The 19,220-nt window shown below is 38.0% G+C and carries 16 protein-coding genes and 1 pseudogene; 11 read left to right on the forward strand and 6 right to left on the reverse strand.

Annotated elements, in window-relative coordinates:
* Window positions 1-392: 392 nt before the first annotated feature.
* A complete protein-coding gene (locus ACM0OS_RS04265) occupies window positions 393-2,375 on the forward strand; it encodes a glycosyltransferase family 2 protein (RefSeq protein WP_414541919.1) in 1,983 nt (660 codons plus the stop codon).
* 111 nt (window positions 2,376-2,486) lie between these two features.
* Entirely contained in the window at window positions 2,487-2,813 is a 327-nt protein-coding gene (locus ACM0OS_RS04270; RefSeq protein ID WP_414541920.1) for an STAS domain-containing protein, read from the forward strand.
* Between the two features lie 111 nt (window positions 2,814-2,924).
* On the opposite strand, the gene ACM0OS_RS04275 is transcribed toward ACM0OS_RS04270, so the two are convergent.
* Complete coding sequence (locus ACM0OS_RS04275; protein WP_414541921.1) at window positions 2,925-4,085, reverse strand: SpoIIE family protein phosphatase; 1,161 nt, start codon at window positions 4,083-4,085, stop codon at window positions 2,925-2,927.
* A gap of 105 nt (window positions 4,086-4,190) precedes the next feature.
* On the opposite strand from ACM0OS_RS04275, the gene ACM0OS_RS04280 reads away from it, so the two are divergent.
* Window positions 4,191-4,607, forward strand: coding sequence for an ATP-binding protein (locus ACM0OS_RS04280; RefSeq protein ID WP_414541922.1), 417 nt, complete (start codon window positions 4,191-4,193; stop codon window positions 4,605-4,607).
* On the opposite strand, the gene ACM0OS_RS04285 is transcribed toward ACM0OS_RS04280, so the two are convergent.
* Window positions 4,604-8,614 (reverse strand): response regulator, encoded by a 4,011-nt coding sequence (locus ACM0OS_RS04285; protein ID WP_414541923.1) that lies wholly within the window; start codon window positions 8,612-8,614, stop codon window positions 4,604-4,606. The genes ACM0OS_RS04280 and ACM0OS_RS04285 overlap by 4 nt on opposite strands.
* A 307-nt stretch (window positions 8,615-8,921) precedes the next feature.
* Here ACM0OS_RS04285 and ACM0OS_RS04290 point away from each other — a divergent pair, with 307 nt between their 5' ends.
* Both ACM0OS_RS04290 and ACM0OS_RS04295 read left to right on the forward strand, forming a co-directional pair.
* A complete protein-coding gene (locus tag ACM0OS_RS04290) occupies window positions 8,922-9,626 on the forward strand; it encodes a hypothetical protein (RefSeq protein ID WP_414541924.1) in 705 nt (234 codons plus the stop codon).
* 40 nt (window positions 9,627-9,666) lie between these two features.
* Complete coding sequence (locus tag ACM0OS_RS04295) at window positions 9,667-10,035, forward strand: DUF3611 family protein (protein ID WP_414541925.1); 369 nt, start codon at window positions 9,667-9,669, stop codon at window positions 10,033-10,035.
* A gap of 43 nt (window positions 10,036-10,078) precedes the next feature.
* On the opposite strand, the gene ACM0OS_RS04300 is transcribed toward ACM0OS_RS04295, so the two are convergent.
* The gene (locus ACM0OS_RS04300) at window positions 10,079-10,357 is read right to left on the reverse strand and encodes a LapA family protein (protein WP_414541926.1); all 279 of its coding nucleotides are present in this window, start codon (window positions 10,355-10,357) and stop codon (window positions 10,079-10,081) included.
* A 56-nt stretch (window positions 10,358-10,413) separates the two neighbouring features.
* Entirely contained in the window at window positions 10,414-11,853 is a 1,440-nt protein-coding gene (locus ACM0OS_RS04305) for a phosphoglucomutase/phosphomannomutase family protein (RefSeq protein ID WP_414541970.1), read from the reverse strand.
* 106 nt (window positions 11,854-11,959) lie between these two features.
* Here ACM0OS_RS04305 and ACM0OS_RS04310 point away from each other — a divergent pair, with 106 nt between their 5' ends.
* Window positions 11,960-12,814 (forward strand): PD-(D/E)XK nuclease family protein, encoded by an 855-nt coding sequence (locus ACM0OS_RS04310; protein ID WP_414541927.1) that lies wholly within the window; start codon window positions 11,960-11,962, stop codon window positions 12,812-12,814.
* 102 nt (window positions 12,815-12,916) lie between these two features.
* Here ACM0OS_RS04310 and ACM0OS_RS04315 read toward each other — a convergent pair whose 3' ends face one another.
* Together ACM0OS_RS04315 and ACM0OS_RS04320 are read right to left on the reverse strand one after the other, a co-directional pair.
* Window positions 12,917-15,103, reverse strand: coding sequence for a WD40 repeat domain-containing protein (locus tag ACM0OS_RS04315; protein WP_414541928.1), 2,187 nt, complete (start codon window positions 15,101-15,103; stop codon window positions 12,917-12,919).
* Window positions 15,104-15,121: 18 nt separating this feature from the next.
* Window positions 15,122-16,486, reverse strand: a complete 1,365-nt coding sequence (locus ACM0OS_RS04320) for an NB-ARC domain-containing protein (protein ID WP_414541929.1) — start codon at window positions 16,484-16,486, stop codon at window positions 15,122-15,124.
* 161 nt (window positions 16,487-16,647) lie between these two features.
* Here ACM0OS_RS04320 and psbA point away from each other — a divergent pair, with 161 nt between their 5' ends.
* The 5 genes and pseudogenes from psbA (at window position 16,648) to ACM0OS_RS04345 (ending at window position 19,088) form a co-directional block, all read left to right on the forward strand.
* Window positions 16,648-17,730: a photosystem II q(b) protein gene (gene psbA, locus ACM0OS_RS04325; protein ID WP_414541930.1), complete on the forward strand. Its 1,083-nt coding sequence runs from the start codon at window positions 16,648-16,650 to the stop codon at window positions 17,728-17,730.
* Window positions 17,731-17,902: 172 nt separating this feature from the next.
* Window positions 17,903-18,118: a type II toxin-antitoxin system HicB family antitoxin gene (locus ACM0OS_RS04330; protein WP_414541931.1), complete on the forward strand. Its 216-nt coding sequence runs from the start codon at window positions 17,903-17,905 to the stop codon at window positions 18,116-18,118.
* Window positions 18,119-18,194: 76 nt separating this feature from the next.
* A pseudogene (locus ACM0OS_RS04335) lies at window positions 18,195-18,302 on the forward strand (Uma2 family endonuclease); the annotation flags it as partial.
* An 89-nt stretch (window positions 18,303-18,391) separates the two neighbouring features.
* The gene (locus tag ACM0OS_RS04340) at window positions 18,392-18,790 is read left to right on the forward strand and encodes a type II toxin-antitoxin system RelE/ParE family toxin (RefSeq protein WP_414541932.1); all 399 of its coding nucleotides are present in this window, start codon (window positions 18,392-18,394) and stop codon (window positions 18,788-18,790) included.
* A complete protein-coding gene (locus ACM0OS_RS04345) occupies window positions 18,777-19,088 on the forward strand; it encodes a helix-turn-helix domain-containing protein (protein WP_414541933.1) in 312 nt (103 codons plus the stop codon). Before ACM0OS_RS04340 ends, ACM0OS_RS04345 begins: the two co-directional genes overlap by 14 nt.
* The last annotated feature ends 132 nt before the right edge of the window (window positions 19,089-19,220 follow it).

Genomic DNA, 19,220 nt, shown 5'->3' on the forward strand with positions numbered 1-19,220 from the left:
GCCTAAGTTACGGTGTCATGGGTGGATTTCAGGTGATTATAGAATCTGTATTGTATGTCATAACTAGTCAGCAACTATTGATCTGTTCTCCAGAAGCAAGGCAATGTCCACCTTATATGATTATTTCTGCCCCAGAAAATTTTTATCCCCAGCCACTGTTTTTCGAACCAAGTAACATACATAAATCTACTACACTTCAGAGGAAATACTGAACCTGTTTATTCTTATAATTACTCTTAATCAAGCTGCCACACTGGCGAGTACCCTAGCAAGATTGACCTCACCCCGCCTACCAAGGAGAGGGGTTGGGGGTGAGGTTCTGTATTTTATTAAATCCACATTCCTTAGCAAGAAACCAAAAACCATTAATTTACTTTTATTTCAGGTACAATATGGCTTCAATTTCTCTGGTTAATGATGCAGCAAATTTTTCCGGGAATAGTCGTTCTAGCCTAAAAAAAAGAACTTTACTGTTTCGCTATCTCGCAGAAATAAATTTAATTTTTGGTGCTTGGTATTTGCATTGGCGAATTACTAATTCCATCAACTTTGATGCGCTGTGGCTATCAATTCCCTTATTACTTGCAGAAATTTATAGCTATTTCGGCGGGGTCATGTTTGTCATTGGACTTTGGCGACCTTTAGTTAGACAAATTAAGTCACTCGACAAGCTAACACCACCCATACCTACCTCTGATTGGCCGACTATAGATGTGTTTATTACCTGCTATAACGAATCACCAGAAATTGTCGAAGCAACTGCTAAATCGGCTTTAGCAATGGATTACCCCACAATTAAACTACGCGTTTATATATTGGATGATGGTAATTCTCAGCAGATGCGAACAATGTCGGAAAGATTATGTATTGAAGATTTACAATCGCCGTTATTACAACAAGAAGCTAATCGAATTGATGCTGAACGTTCGGCTTTGGTAGAACGTCTTGAGCAATTAAATAATTTACAACCAGATTTAGCAGATGCGGAAGAATGGTTAAAAAACAGTGCGTCAGAAGCCAATAATTATCCCAAATTTCTAAATAGCCTGGGGCAATTTATCTTATGGCTAAATCTAGAATTACCTACAAATACTATCCAAGAACGTCTAACTCAAGAACAACAATTATTAGAATCAGCGATTTATCAAAAAGAATTAGAATTAGTTGAACTTACTCGTTTGCGGTATATTGCTCTACCGAAACAACCAGGGGTACCCCATCACGCCAAAGCTGGTAATCTCAACTACGCCATTTTTTCTGGCGAAACCATAGGAGATTTTATTTTAACTTTAGATGCAGACCATATCCCCAAACCTCAATTTATTAAACGAGTTTTACCATATTTCTATACTTACAATTTATTTACCGGAAAATACGAACAAAATAAAATTGCCTTTGTACAAACACCCCAAGATTTTTATAATATCCCCCCTGATGATCCTTTTGGACATCGCGCCAATTTGTTTTATGGGCCACTACAACAAGGTAAAGATGGGATGAATGCAGCCTTCTACACAGGAACAAATGCGGTCTTGCGAAGAGAAGCATTAATTAGTGTAGGACTGCAATATTTTGCTGATGAATATACCAAAAATGAAAAGCGGTTAGATGAATTTGAATTAATTGGCGGTGTATCTAGCAATAGTATTACCGAAGATATGAATACAGCGATGCGCTTACATGGTGCTGGATGGAAATCTGTTTATCACAACGAATTGTTAGCGGAAGGATTAGCACCTGATGATTTAAGTTCTACATTAAAACAGAGATTACGTTGGGCCCAAGGAACTATACAAGTCTTGGTAAGAGAAAATCCATTAACAAAAGCCGGACTAAGTTTTTGGCAAAGGTTACAATATTTCAAAACCATGTATAGTTATTTTTCTGGTTTTGCCACTTTGGTATTTATATTGTGTCCAATTATCTATTTTTTTACAGAAACTATGCCAGTGAAAACCTTAGGATTTGATTTTACCTTACACTTCTTACCAGCTTTCATGATTAATCGGCTTACTTTTTTAGCGGTGACTTGGGGTATTCCTGCTAGAGAAATATGGCGTTCAGAACAATATGCGATCGCCTTATTTCCTTTATTAATCCAAGCAGTCTGGAGTGTGTTTACTGGACAACCAATTAAATTTCAAGTTACACCTAAACAGCGTCAATCAGGAATTTATCTGCGGTTAATTTTTCCCCAGTTAGTTGTCTTTGTTCTCACAATTTTAGGAATATCATGGAGTCTTTTTCGCTTTGGCATGGGAACTTTAAATACGCCGCTTATATATCTGTTAAATGGTGCTTGGGGTATTTATAATTTGTCTTTACTTTGGGCAATTATTAATGCTTATATTTGGCAAACCGATGCTAATTCATAATTAAGCAAAAGCATGATTTAAAAAGTGTTAATATAGCTTTACAAACCTTGCTGTTTTCTATATGCAATGTAAAAATTGCCTTATCAGTAACTTAATCTACAAGGAAACTCTATGAATCCTACAGTTAGTGTAATTGAACCTTCGGGGATTTTAAATGCAGTCAATGGTAATGAATTACGTCGTGAAATTACTAATCTTATCTCTACTGGCATGGAAATTGTGTTAATTGATTTGCAGGATGTGACTTTTATTGATAGTTCTGGTTTGGGTGCTTTGGTGGCGGCAATGCAATCTGTAAAACAAGCTAATTGTAAGCTATTTATCTGCTCTGTGAATGATCAAGTGAGGATGGTATTTGAATTGACTAAAATGGATAGGATTTTACAAATTTTTGCTACTAGAGATGAGTTTAATAGTCAGGTGTTGGCTATACAATAAATTTTTTATTTCACGCAAAGGCGCAGAATCGCAGAGAGAAAAAAAGGCACAAGCACCCGGCGCTTTCTCCCCCATGTATTGGCTTGTCTTTGCGGTTTGTTTTTAATTCTCTTAATCAAAAGTAACTTTGAGTAGAGATAAATCATCATCAAAAGTATTACTGGTGCTGAGATTTTTAATCTGGGCTAATATTTGTTGAAGACTATAAATATTGGCTTGATTAGAGTGGATTAACAAATCAAAGAAAGCATTAAAACCCCACATTTTACCGTCAGCTTGTAAAACTTCATAAGCGCCATCACTAAAGAGGTATAAAATGCTATTTTCGGCGATTTCTAAAGTATCCACTGTAAAATCAATATCAGGCACAAACCCAATGGGTAAATCTAAAGAACTTAATTGTTTGATATCTTTTGCATCTTGATCAATTAATATAGCTGGTGGATGTCCAGCGTTGGCATAAATTAATTGATGTGTTAACTGATTGTAGACTCCATACCAAATTGTAAAATACTTATTACCATGACTACTCATTTGAAAACTATGATTCAGATCTGTTAAAACTTCACCTGGATGACAAAAATTTGTATTGGGAAGCGACTGCGATCGCAACACATTTAAAACAGACATAGATAATAGTGCTGAACCAACTCCATGTCCAGAAACATCTAATAGATAAATAGCCAAATTATCATCATCAATCCAGTAATAATCAAAGCAATCTCCCCCCAACTGCGCCGAAGGAACAAACAAAGCCTCTGTAGTTACAGTCCCTACCAGCGGTGATGGTAAGAGCGATCGCACATAATCAGCAGCTTCCGCCAACTCTGCTTCTAAGTTTTGGTTTAATTTTTCTAAAGCTATTTGTTTATTTTTTAAATCCTGATTAAGTTGATACAATCTTAACCCTGCTCTTACCCGCGCCTTCAACTCCTTCATTTCAATCGGCTTAGAAATGAACTCATCTGCACCAGCATCTAATCCTCGAACTCTATCCCCCTCCTCCCCCGGTGCTGCACCCTTTGCAGTCAACAAAATAAAAAACGTAGTCGCCAAATCAGAATCTTCCTTAACTTGACGACATACCTCCAAGCCATCCATTTCCGACATTACCCAGTCACAGATAATCAAAGCCGGACATAATATTTTCGCTTGTGTAATTCCTGATTGCCCATTACTGGCTACAGTAGTATCATAACCCTGATTTTGCAGCGTTCTTTTTAGCGCTACTCGCACTGTAGGATCATCATCAATAATCAGTATCTTCAACATAAATTTCCATAAAATAATATTCTGTTACTTCTTCTTGTGCTTTGCATCCTTTGCGGTTAATTTATTGTATTCACCACCAAAATCCAAATATTATTAAGGCTAAGAGTGAATAAAAAAATTCATTTAAAAGTTAACACAGACCTCAACGCCACAGGCGAAGTTTTATCCTGGTTTGAGCAAATAAATCAACCTCCATTATCTGATAAAAAAATCTGGTGGCAATGTCAAACCTTACTCATTGAAGGCTTCGCCAATATTGTAGAACACGCACATAAAAATTTACCCTTAGAAACTCCCATTGAATTAGAAGTCCTGCGGTTAAATGAATATATAGAAATTCGCATCTGGTCGTTTGGTCAAGCATTTGATTTACAGCAGCAATTACAGACAAAACCTGAACTGACAGATAACTTTCAAGAAAGGGGTCGCGGTTTAAAAATTATGGACTCAATAGCAGAAGAATTAAATTATCTCCCAATAGATGCTCATCGTCATTGTTTATTTTTGAAAATTAAATATTAATAATTTAAAAAAGTTTGAATTTCTTTAACAAAACTTTCTAACTCCGCTATCAATTCACTTGTACCAGCACACTGCTGTTGATGACTCAGTTGCTCCAGCTTTTCTGCGGCTTGCTGCATAGAGATAGCTCCTATATTGGCACTAGATCCCTTGAGATTATGAGCTTCTCGCGCTAATTGCTGAAAATCAAGTGAGGCGATCGCCGCCTTGGTTGCTGCTAAATGTAACTGACTATCTTCAACGAATATTTGTAATAATTCTAGTTCAAATTCGGTATTGTTTTCAGAGAGTTGATGTAAATGTTCCCAATCAATATCTATATCTTTATGTAATATTAATTGGCTCCAATGCTCTAGGACACTTGCCAATTTATCTTTATTTACTGGTTTACTCAAATAATCATTCATCCCTGCATCTAAACAGCTTTGTTGGTCTTCTTTCATGGCATTAGCTGTCATGGCAATTATTACAGGTTGCCGATGACTACAACGCCGAATTTGTTTGGTAGTTTCTAAACCATCTAAAATTGGCATTTGGCAATCCATGAAAATTAAGTCATAGGGAACTGCTTCTAATAGCTGTAAAACTTCTTGACCGTTGGCAGCAATATCAGCTTCATAACCTAAGTTTTGTAGTTGCTTTAGGGCAACTTTTTGATTTACTAAATTATCTTCTGCAAGCAAAATTTTTAAATTAGATTTAGTTACTTGATATTCATTAACAATTGGTTGCTCAATTTTTAGGGAATTTTGCCGGATACCTAAGATATTCATGATAGTATCGAGTAGGCGAGATGGTTTAACAGGCTTAACTAAATAGCTAGTAAATCCTATATTTAGTGCTTTTTGAACTTCATTTTTTTGATTAGTAGAAGTCAACATAATTAAAGGAAGATCAGCAAGCACCGTATTACTTTTGATTTGTATTCCTAAAGTTAAACCATCTACCTCTGGCATTTGCATATCAATTAAAGCCACATCATAATGTATGCCTTGTGCAGCAGCAAGTTGTAAAATATTGATAGCTTCAGCCGCACTAGCAGCTTCATCTACTTGCATTCCCCAAGGGGTGGCTTGATGGTAGATAATTTTGCGGTTAGTAGCATTATTATCCACTACTAACAAACGACGATGGGGGAGAATTTTCCCTTCATGTACAGAAGAAACAGACTGAGACTGTTTAGTAAAATTTAACTCAAACCAAAATTGAGATCCTTTCCCTAACTGACTATTCACACCGATTTTTCCTCCCATCAAACTTACCAATTGCTGACAAATAGCTAATCCTAAACCTGTACCACCATACTTGCGAGTAATGGAAGCATCTACTTGGGTGAAAGGCTGAAAAAGTTTGCTTTTATCTTCAGCAGAAATACCAATACCTGTATCTGTCACAGAAAAATTGATAGTGGCTGTGTGGGGAGTTTGTGATACCAATTCTGCTCTAACTACAATTTCACCACTACTGGTAAACTTGATAGCATTACCAATTAAATTCATTAAAATTTGCCGTAACCGACTAGCATCACCTTGTAAATTAATTGGCACATTACGATGAATCAATCCGGCTATTTCTAATCCTTGTTTATGGGCTTGGGGTGCTAATAATTCTAATACTTCTTCTACACAAGTAGATAAGTCAAAATCTAAAGTTTCTAGAATCATTTCTCCAGCTTCTAGTTTTGATAAATCCAAAATTTCATTAATTAAATATAAAAGGGCATCACCACTAATGCGAACTGTCTCCACAAAATCACGCTGTTCTGCTTTCAAATCAGTTTCTAATAACAAACCAGTCATCCCCAAAATAGCATTCATGGGTGTGCGAATTTCATGACTCATATTCGCTAAGAATGCACTTTTTGCTTGAGAAGCTAACTCGGCTTGATGACGGGCAATTTCTAATTCTTGGCGTTGGCGAGTTTCTACTTCTAATAATTGAGCTTGGGCTAAAGCAATGCCTACTTGATCAGCAAGCGATCGCAAAAGTTCAATTTCCCAATTATTCCACTCACGGGAATGATGACATTGATGAGTTATGAGTAATCCCCACAATTTATTTTGCAAAAAAATAGGGATAACAAGATTAGCTTTAATTTGATATTTTTTCAAAAATTCCTCATAGCAAGACTGAATTTTAGCTTGTTCAATATCATGAATAACGCCTATTTTTCCCTGATGATATTTTTGAAGGTAAACATCTGTAAAACAAGGGTCAATTATATTTTGCCCCATAATTACAGGTAATCCAGGAATTAATGCTTCTTTGAGAACCGTTAAGAAACCATCGGATTGTAATTGCGAAATGACTACACGATCTGCTTGAAGTAATTCTTGTACTTCTGTGACGCTAGTTTGCAGAATTTCATCGATTTGTAAAGACTCACGAATTTTAAGAGTGATATCGGCTAATAATTGCGATCGCAAGTTTTGTCGTTGTAATTCTTCTTCGGCTTGCTTGCGTTCGGTAATATCAATCCCAGTAGCAATAATATATTCAACGTTCACCTGTGCATCATTTAGATTGGCATTACTCCAAGCAATTAACCGCCGATTACCATCTTTCGTTAACCAGTAATTTTCATAGTCTTTGATTTTGTGACCAAAAGCAGCTTGTTGTAAAACCGCTTTCACTGCTTCCATCTCTTCTGGAACTAAGAATAAATTCCAAATATATCTATTTCTCACCTCATTAAATGAATAACCAGTAATTTGCTCACAGGCTTTATTAAAGCGCACGATTCGCCCCTGTAAATCCAGAACTACTACTAAAACACTAGCTGTATTAAGGATGGACGAAATAAAATTACGCTCTTGTTTTAATGCTTCCTCTGTGCGTATGCGTTCAGTAACTTCTCGATAAATTAAGTAGTAAACAAAAGCCAAAATCAGAAAACATAAACAAATAGCGATCGCTACTGCCAAAATACTGTTACGTCTGCTAATTGTTGCCGCTAAAGACTGTTGTTGTAGTCGTTGATTTTCTTCATTCTCTATTTCATTGATTATCTTACGGATATCATCCATGAGATTTCTACCCTGATTGGTTTTGATTACCTGCAAGTTGGCATCCAATTTATTCTTTTGCCGCAAATCTATGGTCTGTTTTATTCCTGCTAATTTCTTGGCTATCAAATTTTCTAAAGTGGTAATCTGCTTTTGTGAATCTAGTTGATTCTCTGTTATTTTTTTTAATTCTTCAACTTTTTGATCAATCTTATTAACTGCCAATTTATAAGGCTCCAAATAAGACGCATCACCAGTCAAGATATAACCATTTTGTCCAGTTTCCGCATCCATAATCAGAGCAATTATTTGTTCTTGAATATTCAGTTTCTCTAAAGTTGTTTTTTGTTGGTTATTAATTTCTAAATAAGTTTTTGTATTCTGATATGAAACCATTCCAATTAAAATGAGAATTGCTGATGCTAACCCAAATCCTCCAGCAATTTTTTTAAAAAACTGTAAGCGTATCTTCTTAGATTGTTGACGTTCTTGATTTACCCATACCAAATTGTCTAAATTGCGTCGCAGTTCCAGTTGTTTAATGACTTGATTACCTAAAATACGCAAGGCATCTACTTGTTCCGTAGTCAGATTTCGCGGTATTTGGTCAATTACACACAGCGTCCCCAAACTGTATCCTTCGGCGTTAGTCAGTGGTACACCTGCATAAAAACGGATATTGGGGTCTGATGTCACTAATGGGTTACTAGCAAACCGCTCATCAATTGTGGCATCAGGAACAATAAAAATATCACTTTGCAAAATAGCATGGGCGCAAAACGCCACATCACGGGAGGTTTCTAGCGCCTCTAAACCAACTTGAGATTTAAACCATTGACGATTAGTATCAATTAAGCTAATCAAGGCAATGGGAGTACCGCAAATATACGAAGCTAAACGAGTTAGTTCATCAAAACACTCTTCTGCGGGAGTATCCAGAATTTTGTATTGTAAAAGCGCCTCAATTCTTGCTGCTTCGTCATCAGGTAATGATGCTTTCATAGGTGCTAATCCATGACTATCGTCATTATTCGTGGTTTGTTAGATGATTGTTAGTGCTATTAATAATGACACAGGTAATTCAGTATGTCATAAAAGTAAATTAATATAAATCCATCGGACAGACAATTAGCTTGATCTGTAAGGGTTCACATCTCCAAAAAAAGCTAGATTATTAAATTTATGTATTTTTTGTGGTCTGTATGTTAATTAGCTGACTATTCAGGGAATTATATTTATATAGCTTGATGAGGTCTTTTATAACAGCCTGTCATCAAATAAATTATTTGAGAATAATATCCAAAAAAATATGCAAATCAAATTAGGATTCGGAGCTATTCCCAAACCGCAATATGTATTTGTCAGCAGAGAAGCAGATTACTGTTGGTATATGCTAGCCGAAGATGAAAAAAGGATACCAATTTATGACAAAGCTTTAACAGGAGTCATCACGGGAATAGAAGTTAATAAGAAGGTAGAAACTAAATTCGGTGCAGCAGAAAAAAACGATTTATATATTTTGGCAGATAAACCTTATATTATCCGCTCAGGAAGTGACTCTTATTTTTCTAAAACGTTATTATTATCTTTGGATGTCCTGACTTCTGAACAATTGCTTAAACCATTAACAATTACGGTTAGTCCAGGAGATAAAACAGTAGTTTTTTGCAAAATTTATGATCCGTTTACTTATCGCTCTCTAGGATTTATTTGGGATGAACATAAGGAAATTGATTGGCAGGTTTTAGCCCAAAGAATCAGCTTAAAACTCAACGTAAATTATCAACCCAATCATCAAGAGTCAACAGAAATATCGGCTAATACAACCACAGATAAAATTCATGAATGTTTCATCGCTGAAACTGATACATATTTAGCACAATTAAATTGGACTCCAGAACAAGGAAAGGAGTATTTGCAGCAAACATATGGCAAGCGATCGCGCCTACAACTCACTAATACAGAATTTCAGGAATTTATTAATTACCTAAAGTTTCAAGTAACCACAAAGTAAGTATTCTAATTCTTAGAAAACATGAGAATAAACCGGGGTTGTGGCCGCTTGCCTGCATTCATACATAGACAGAAATTTTCTAAATAATGGGCAACAATTGTCAGCCCCAGAACCAGCTTTACATCCTAGCCGCAAGGAAATAATTCAAGTTTTGCAACTAGGAGTTTCAGTGAACTTGGCAGCAATGTTATTGACATTACTGAGTATCCAAACAATTATTGGAGCATTGCTTCTCAAAACATTATCAGTTCCACAAGGCGCTGCTGTCTATCGCACAGGGCAACTGATTGAGCCTATTGATATTTTTGTTGTCCAAGCAAATATCAGCATGATTGTGGCTCAATTTGTGGGGATTGGCATTCCATTTTGGCTTGCAAGTCGTGTCAGGACAAACGCATCTCAAGATTGACGAGTTTAGATAAAATCGGAATGCACCAGATTACAAACTTTACCTAAAAATCTTCATCATCAACGAAAAACTCAGCATCGTCATCTAACCTAGATTTACCTTGCCAAGAACCCGCCAGACCCCACAGAGGTTGCAGTAATGCCATACCAATTAAACCAATACCGGCGCTAAAGGCCAGCACCAAACCAACAGGTATTTGAATTGATTGAAATGTTAAGAATTTCAAAGATACAGGTGTGGCATTTTGGACGGAAATAATAGCGATCGCTATTACCCAAATAGCTGCTACTAGAGATATTAAAATAGGAGTCAAAGTTTTCATAATAATTTACTTCCCCTCTCCTCTTGGTAAGGAGAGAGGTTAGAGGTGAGGTTTTACTAGACTGCTACTGTTTCTAGTTTAGCGATGGCACTTTCCATTTCTTGAGCGATTTTGCTCAGTTTCTCTGGAGAGTTGGTTTCCATGTAAACGCGTACCAGGGGTTCTGTACCGGAAGGACGCAGTAAAATCCAGCTACCTTCTTCTAAATACAACTTAATCCCGTCTTTGCGTCCGACTTCTTTGACTTTAATCCCGGCTACCTCAGCAGGGGGATTTTTAGTAAAGGAGTCGATAACAGCGGTTTTGTGTGCCTCTGTCAGATGCAAGTCCAGACGGTTATTGTAAAGTGGGCCATCAGCTTCGGCGATCGCTTCCTTGACAAGTTGACTCAGAGGTTTACCTTCATAGGCGATGGCTTCTGCCACCAACATATCAGCTAAAATGCCGTCTTTTTCAGGAATATGCCCAATTACACTTAAACCGCCTGATTCTTCACCCCCAATCAGTACGGCAGTTTCCCGCATTTTTTCACCAATGTATTTAAAGCCAACAGCTGTTTCATAAATTGGCAACCCATGTTTAGCTGCAAAATTATCCAGCAGGTGAGTTGTAGCTACAGTACGTACTATAGCGCCGCTTTTACCTCTGTTTTTAATTAAATGACGGGCTAACAACAGCAGCACAGTATTAGGAGTCAGGAAATTACCTAATTCATCCACGATACCAAAGCGATCAGCATCACCATCTGTAGCCAAGCCTAAATCAGCTTTATCGGCACGTACTGCTTCCACTAACCCAACCAATTGTTCGCCTTTAGGTTCGGGCATTCCGCCGCCAAATAACACATCCCGTTTGATGTTGAAGCTTTCTAACTGACAACCGCAGTATTGCAAAACTTCATCCAAGTAGCCGCGAGAGGTAGAATAAAGGGCATCGTACTTTACCTTTAAATTCGCACTTCTGATCCGTTCTACATCGAGTAAGGTGTAGATAAATTTTAGGTAATCTGGTTTGGGATCAAAAATGGAAATTTTACCCACAGGAATATTATCGGGCAGTGCATCCGATGCACTTTCAATATTTGCCACAATAGTATCAGTAATCTCTGGAGTGGCAGGCCCAGCATAATCAGGGATATATTTAATCCCACAGTAAGGTGCTGGATTATGGCTGGCGGTAAACATTAACGCCCCAGCGGAATTTAAGAGACGGGCGTTGTAGGCAATTACTGGTGTAGGGCAATCCCGATCAGTAATTTTCACAGTCCAACCCAAGTCTGCTAAGACTTCAGCCGCTGTTTGGGCAAACTGGTCAGCTAAAAACCGAGTATCGTAGGCAATAAGAACTGGTCTATCTTTTGAATAGGCTGTTTCGAGGTAACTTGCGATCGCTCTTGTTACTTTCCGCACATTGGGAAAAGTAAAATCATCGGCAATAATCCCTCTCCAACCGTCAGTACCAAATTTTATCTTGCTGGAATTACTACTAGCGCTCATAGATGCCACTGTCTCCCGTCCATCTTCAGTACTATAGGAAGCTTCTCGCAAAGCGTGCGTAGCCGCAAGTCTCCCCGAACGTATTTTTTCTCACTGCTATTGAGCAATGTCAACTCCTGATCGACCTTTTGCCAGTTATCACCTTTGGTCTCTAGTTGCCCCAGCTACAGGGCAAGAACGTTGGCATTGCCAGATGAGACGGGGATTTATTAAAGCGCGCCAACATGAGCCACAAGTTAAAGCACTATTAGGTAAAGCCACTGCACCCCAGCGGATTGGCATCCTCGCCCAAAAAGGCGTTTATGAATTCCATCATAATAGACATTTGTTACAGCAATCAGACGGTGTAGAACAAGTTGCACAAATTCTCAAATTAAGTAACTCAACTTATCAAGTACAACAGCGCGTGTTGCAAATTTTACAAAAGTATTATGATGAACCATTATTAATCAACAAACAAATTATCCAATTAACTCCGGGGGATGAGGGATTTCCCAAACCTATTTTTATTGATCAAGAAGCTTACCGCTTCCGTTTGTATGCGGCGATGGACTGCGTTTTTATTGAATCCGATCGCACTTTACATATTTTAGATTTCAAAACGGGTAAATCTGCTTTTGACCACAGACAAGCATTAGTTTATTTACTAGCCGCTCGTTATCTTTATCCTGGATTACCAGCGGTAGCATCGTTTTATAATTTAGAACTATCTAAAAAATCTGATTTAATTAGCATCAATAATAGCGAATTAGAATCATTAAAGCTTGATTTAGCAAACATTGCCCACAAACATCAATACGACTTGCAAAAATATCACGAAAAAACTAGTAATTTCAGCAAAATTTTCCCTCCCAATCCAGGTTATCACTGCCGATTTTGCCCATTTAACCCTATATGTGAATTTTCCGAGCCAGGCTCTCATGTTCATTCCATGCCTACCTTGAAAAAGCATGAATCGTAGAAAAAGGGACTAGAGACTAGTACCGCTACGCGGAAGTCAAAATTCAAAAAGCTTTTATTGTATCTATATTTATTAGATGAATTAGAAAAATGACAATAAAAGTTAACTTATATCAACCTCCTGTTTTGTAATTTTTGCGCCCAGATCTAAAAGTGTTTGTTGCTGGGACTGCGTTAAACCAATAACTCCTGCAATATTCATATTTTCGTAAGGTCGGGGAGTGCTGAGAATTTTAATACATTCACCAGTGTCAACATCCCATAGTTGGATAGTTTGGTCTTCGCTACTACTCACTAAGAGAGGTTTTTTATCTGACTGAAGATAGATAAAAGTCACTGCATAAATCCATCGTGTATGACCTTGTAGTACTTTTAAACATTCCCCAGTCTCAATATTCCAAATTCTGACTGTTTGGTCTTTACCTCCACTAGCTAATAGACGGCCATCTGGGCTATAAGCTACTGTAATGATTGGTTCAGTATGTCCTTTTAGGGTTTTTATACATTCGCAGGTTTGAACATCCCAAATTTTGATTGTTTTATCTTCGCTACCACTGGCTAAGGTTTTACTATCAGGACTGAACTTAGTTAACCAAACTGCATTGCTATGTCCTGTAAAAATTTTGCAACATTCTTTTGTCGCTACATCCCAACCTCTAATTATTTCTTCTGCACCAGAACTAATCAAAAGTTGGCCATCAGGACTGTAAGTTACAAAGGCGATCGCATGATTATGATGAAATAAATAAATACATTCCCCTGTTTTCACATCCCATAGCCTCATCTGACGGTCAGTAGAACCAGTAGCTAAAGTTTTACCATCAGGACTGTAAGCCAGAGAGATTAACCACTCTACATGACCACGACAGATATGTAAGCATTTTCCTGTTTGTGCGTCCCAAATTCTTACAGTTCCATCAGCACCACCACTAGCCAACGTCTTACCGTCAGGACTATAAGCTACAGTTCGCACCCAATGGGTATGTCCTTGCAAAGTCTTCAAACATTTTCCCGTTTGAATATCCCACAGTTTCACTGTCTGGTCTTCATGACCACTGGCTAAAATTTGCGGTGGAGAATTATTCGTCAATGGAGAAACAGCCAGCGCCCAAACACCGCTACTATATCCTGGAAAGGTTTTCGTACAACGTCCTGTGCGAATATCCCAAAACTTGATTGTTTGGTCTTCATCACTAGCAATGAGAGTTTGACTATCAGGACTAAAAACCAGGGAACGAATCCCATTAGTATGTCCTTGTAAAGTTTGGCGACATTCTCCTGTGTGCATATCCCAAAGACGAATTGTGGTATCTGCACCACCACTGGCTAAAGTTGTGCCATCCTGACTACAAGCTAAACACCAAACAGCGCCTGTATGACCATTGAGTGTGGCTAAAGAATTTCCTGTATCTACACACCAAAACTTGATAGTACAATCAGCACTACCACTGACTAAAGTTTTACCATCCGTACTAAATACTACAGCCCAAATTACATCTGTGTGTTCTTGTAGGGTTTTTAAGCATTCCCCAGTGGTTACATCCCAAAATTTGATTCTTTGGTCAGCACTACCACTAGCTAAAATTTGAGCATCTGGACTTAAAGCAATAGACCAAATCCAATTTGTATGTCCTAGCAGAGTTTTTAAACATTCTCCTGTTTCGATATCCCAAAAGCGAATGGTCAGGTCAACGCCGCTACTTGCTAGTACTGAACAATTTTCACTTTCCAGCAAGGCCACAGACCAAACAAAACTAGTATGACCTGTATAAGTTTGCAGACATTGACCTGTTTGGTAATTCCATTTTTTAATGATTCGTTCATCACTACCACTAAATAAAGTTTGACCATCGGCGCTAAAAACCAGAGAACGCGCCCAACCTCCGTGTGCTTCCCAACTTAAGCTTTGCTGTCCGTCTGAGATTTGCCAAAGAGAAATTTTCCCATGACTATCGCCTGTTGCTAACAAAGTACCATCAGGACTAATTGCTACTGTAAAGGTGTAACTAAGATTGGCTGTAAAGGTAGATTTGCTGAAATTTGAGTAAGCAAAGTTAGTATTGTGTAAGTTAATACTTTTTAAATCAGCTTGCCAAATTGTTAAATAAGAAAAGTCATAATCACTTAAATCAACTTGCATTTGTCGGAGTAAATTAATTGTGTTACCGCCCGTATATCCGGTATCAATCGGTTTTTGTTTCCGTAAAGATGCCAGAATTGTGATTAGGTGTGCAGCAATGCGTTGAGTATCACCAAAAGTAGCAAGTAATTGTTTAATAATAGGCTTCAAAATCAGATAAATTTGAATTTATTGAATATAATCTTTAGCAGTCGCTTTAATTAGCGCATGGGTTTTGAATAAGGAAATATTTTGAGTATTAATTTCATCACAGACTTGTTGAATTAAACAACTGGTCATATATTCCATTAACACAGGCTGTAATGTAAATAAGCCACTACCTTTTTCAATTAGACTACGCCTTTCTAAACTTTCTAGTGCGTCTAGAAGTTGCGCCGAGGAAATGGGAAAAAGTAAATCCGAGTGAATTTCTGGAAAATTTACAGGTTCGCGGTTGATGGCTAAACAGTACATCACTTGTTTTTCTAAATCTGATAATCGTTGAAATTGTTGTTCGATTAAATCTTGAATATCACCGAAAACTACAGTTCCTTCAGCCAGAAAATCACTGATTTGACTATCAAATAAATCACGAATGGTAGTAGCGACAATCTTCAATGCCAATGGATTGCCTGCATAAGATTGAATTAAAGTTTGCCATTCATTTTTTGCAGCAGTAAAACTTCCTTTACAATTAAAGATTGCTTTTCCATCAGTAATTGATAAACCTGATAATGGCAAAGACTTGACTGGTAAAATTTCACCTTCTAGTATTGCTACTTCTTTAGGTTTTTCTCGACTGGTTAGCAGTAAACAACTTTGATGACGAAATTCACCAATTCTTTTAAACAGTTCGCCATACCCTTCATAACCAGGACGATATTGACCTGTGCGACCTTCACAACCATTCAAAATAATCTCTGCATTATCGAGAATTATTAGACAGCGATGTTTTTGTAGATAGCTAAGTAATAAAGAAATCTGCTCAAAGATAGATGCAGATACATGACCTTCTTGGTGATGAGAAATAACTTGAATCAGATTAGTTAACAGTGATGTAATTGTAGGGGAATTTTGGAGCGATCGCCAAATCACATACTCAAAGTTTTTCTGAAGTCTTTCACCCAATTTCACAGATAAAGAAGTTTTGCCAATTCCCCCAATACCTAATAGCGCCACTAGCCGACAACGGTCTTGAATAATCCATTTTTCTAAAGTTGTTACTTCTTGATAACGACCATAAAAAATAGATACATCAGGCGCTTCACCCCAGTCATAATGGGGAGTGGGAGTAACAAGTTGCTGGGAATACCATCTTCTGAGAGAGGCGCGGAGGTTATCTTTAGTTACTTTTTCTCCCATTGCTTGAGAAAGACTTTTCCACAGTCGAAAGCCCACAATTTTGATGTAGTCAGCATCATAACCAAATTTCTCAGCAATTTCTGGATAGGTTTTTTGTTCCCACGACTGTCGCAAGATGATTTCTTGTAAATCATTTAAAGATGCGCTTCCCAGAATGCTTTCTACAATTACTAAGGCTTCTTCGACAGTCATTTGTCTAATATTGCTTACTAAAGATAACTATGATTGATAACTTTAAATAACTTTTAATTACTGCAAACAATTAGCAGCTTTTCTATGATGCTATCAGTTGTTGATTCCCAAGAAACAGCAACTTTAAATCATTCACAAAATCATTGGAATTATTTTAATCTATGACTACCACCTTACAAAGACGCTCTAGCGTTAATGTCTGGGAACGTTTCTGTGAGTGGATTACTAGCACTGATAACCGTCTTTACATCGGTTGGTTCGGTGTTTTGATGATTCCCACTCTTTTAACTGCCACCAGTTGCTTTATCATCGCCTTTATTGCTGCACCTCCCGTAGATATCGATGGTATCCGCGAACCTGTTGCCGGTTCTTTAATTTATGGCAATAACATTATTTCTGGTGCAGTCGTACCTTCTTCTAACGCCATTGGCTTACACTTCTACCCCATCTGGGAAGCTGCTTCTTTAGATGAGTGGTTGTACAACGGTGGCCCTTACCAGCTGATCATTTTTCACTTCTTGATTGGCTGCACCTGTTATTTAGGTCGTCAATGGGAATTATCTTACCGCTTGGGGATGCGTCCTTGGATTTGCGTAGCTTACAGCGCACCTTTAGCTAGTGCTACCGCAGTCTTCTTAATTTACCCCATCGGTCAAGGTTCTTTTTCTGATGGTATGCCTTTGGGTATTTCTGGAACATTTAATTTTATGTTGGTGTTCCAAGCTGAACACAATATTTTGATGCACCCATTCCATCAGTTAGGCGTGATTGGTGTATTTGGTGGTGCTTTAATTTCCGCCATGCACGGTTCCTTGGTTACTTCAACTTTGGTACGAGAAACCAGTGATACCGAATCTGCTAACTATGGTTATAAGTTCGGCCAAGAACAAGAAACCTACAACATTGTTGCAGCTCATGGTTATCTGGGAAGGCTATTCTGGCAATATGTCAGCTTTCGTAATTCCCGTTCACTGCACTTTGTCTTAGCAGCTTTACCTGTGATTGGTATCTGGTTCACTGCTTTGGGTATCAGCACAATGGCGTTTAATTTGAACGGATTCAACTTTAATCAATCTGTAATTGACGCTCAAGGGCGGGTCATTAATACCTGGGCTGATGTTATTAACCGGGCTAATTTAGGAATGGAAGTAATGCATGAACGCAACGCGCACAACTTCCCTTTAGATTTAGCAACAAGTGAGGTTGTACCTGTAGCCTTGACTACTCCGGCTATTCACAGCTAAGGGCGTTGTTCAAGATTGAATTTCGTTTTCTATGATTGCTTAATTTTGGGGATGGTGTACGCCATCCTCATTTTTTATGGTTGTAGGAAATTTTCAGCTATGCTTAAATTTATGTTCCTGTAGGCACTCTTAAAAGCATCTGGAAACAGGCTCAATTGGAGGAAGATAACTAATGCACTACGCTGTTGTGTTTGAAAAAGGAGAGAACAGCTACGGGGCTTATATTCCTGATTTACCTGGATGTGTAGCTGTAAGGGAGACTTTAGCAGAAGTCAAGGTTTTAATTACTCAAGCCCTTCAATTTCATTTGGAAGGGTTACATGAGGACGGAGAGGAGATTCCACAACCGTCAAGTCAAGTCGATTATATCGAAGCGCAACTCACTTGATTTTAAGATTGTGGCAACGAAACTGACTTGGGAATACAGGGCTGAGTGCAAGATGTCAGAATTTTACATGAACATTTTAGATGGTGAATACGCGACAAAACAGACATTGACTACAGGAACTATTCAACCATTGGCATTTCCAGATATATCTGTTTCGGTAGAAGATATATGCGATCGCTCTTAAATTTAACGAGATATTTTGCTATTTTATATGGTTTTCTCAACCTGATGAAGATAACAATATTGATATCTATTTAATTTAGAGGATATGCTGTGCCTAAAACCCATGTTGTTTTCTACCAAGAAGAGGATGGAGAAGTGCCTGTCCTGCAATGGCTGATGCAACTTGTGAAAGAAAACCGCAAAGGTTATGCCAATTGTGTTGCTCGAATTAAACAACTTGCAGACTCAGGTTATGAACTTCGTCGTCCGGCAGCAGATTACTTGAAGGATGGTATATATGAGCTACGGGCAAAGCATATTCATGTGCAATACCGCATTCTATATTTCTTTCATGGGCAAAATGTAGCGATTCTCGCACACGCCATAACCAAAGAAGAAGTCGCAGTCCCACCCATTGATATTGAACGAGCAATAGCAAGAAAGCTTTTATTTGAAGAAAATTCAGAAGCTCATACCTACGAAGAGGAACAAAAAAATGGCGAAGATTAGTGATGCAATCAAAATTATTGACAAAATAACTAGAAGTGAACCTGATTTGGAAGTAATGGTAGAAGAAGCCTCTATTAATGCAGAGGTAGCGCAGCTGATTTATGAAGCTAGAACTAAAGCAGGATTAACTCAGAAACAATTAGCTGAACTTATTGGTACAAAACAACCTGTGATTGCAAGTTTAGAAGATGCTAATTATGAGGGTCACTCACTTTCGATGTTGCAAAAGGTTGCTCACGCTCTCAATCATCGGGTAGTAATTCAACTAATACCAATAGAACATGAGCAAAGTGCATAACTGAGATATTGCACCTAGCCCTGGCGATTATAAATCGCGGCTATACAAACGAAGTCCGCGGCTCGACTGAGCTTCGCCGAACGTCCTGCGCGGACTTACGGAAAATCAAGGATTCTAACCCGCGTAGGCGGG

The organism is Nostoc sp. CCY0012 (genome assembly GCF_963920855.1).
Taxonomy (GTDB): Bacteria; Cyanobacteriota; Cyanobacteriia; order Cyanobacteriales; family Nostocaceae; genus Cyanocohniella.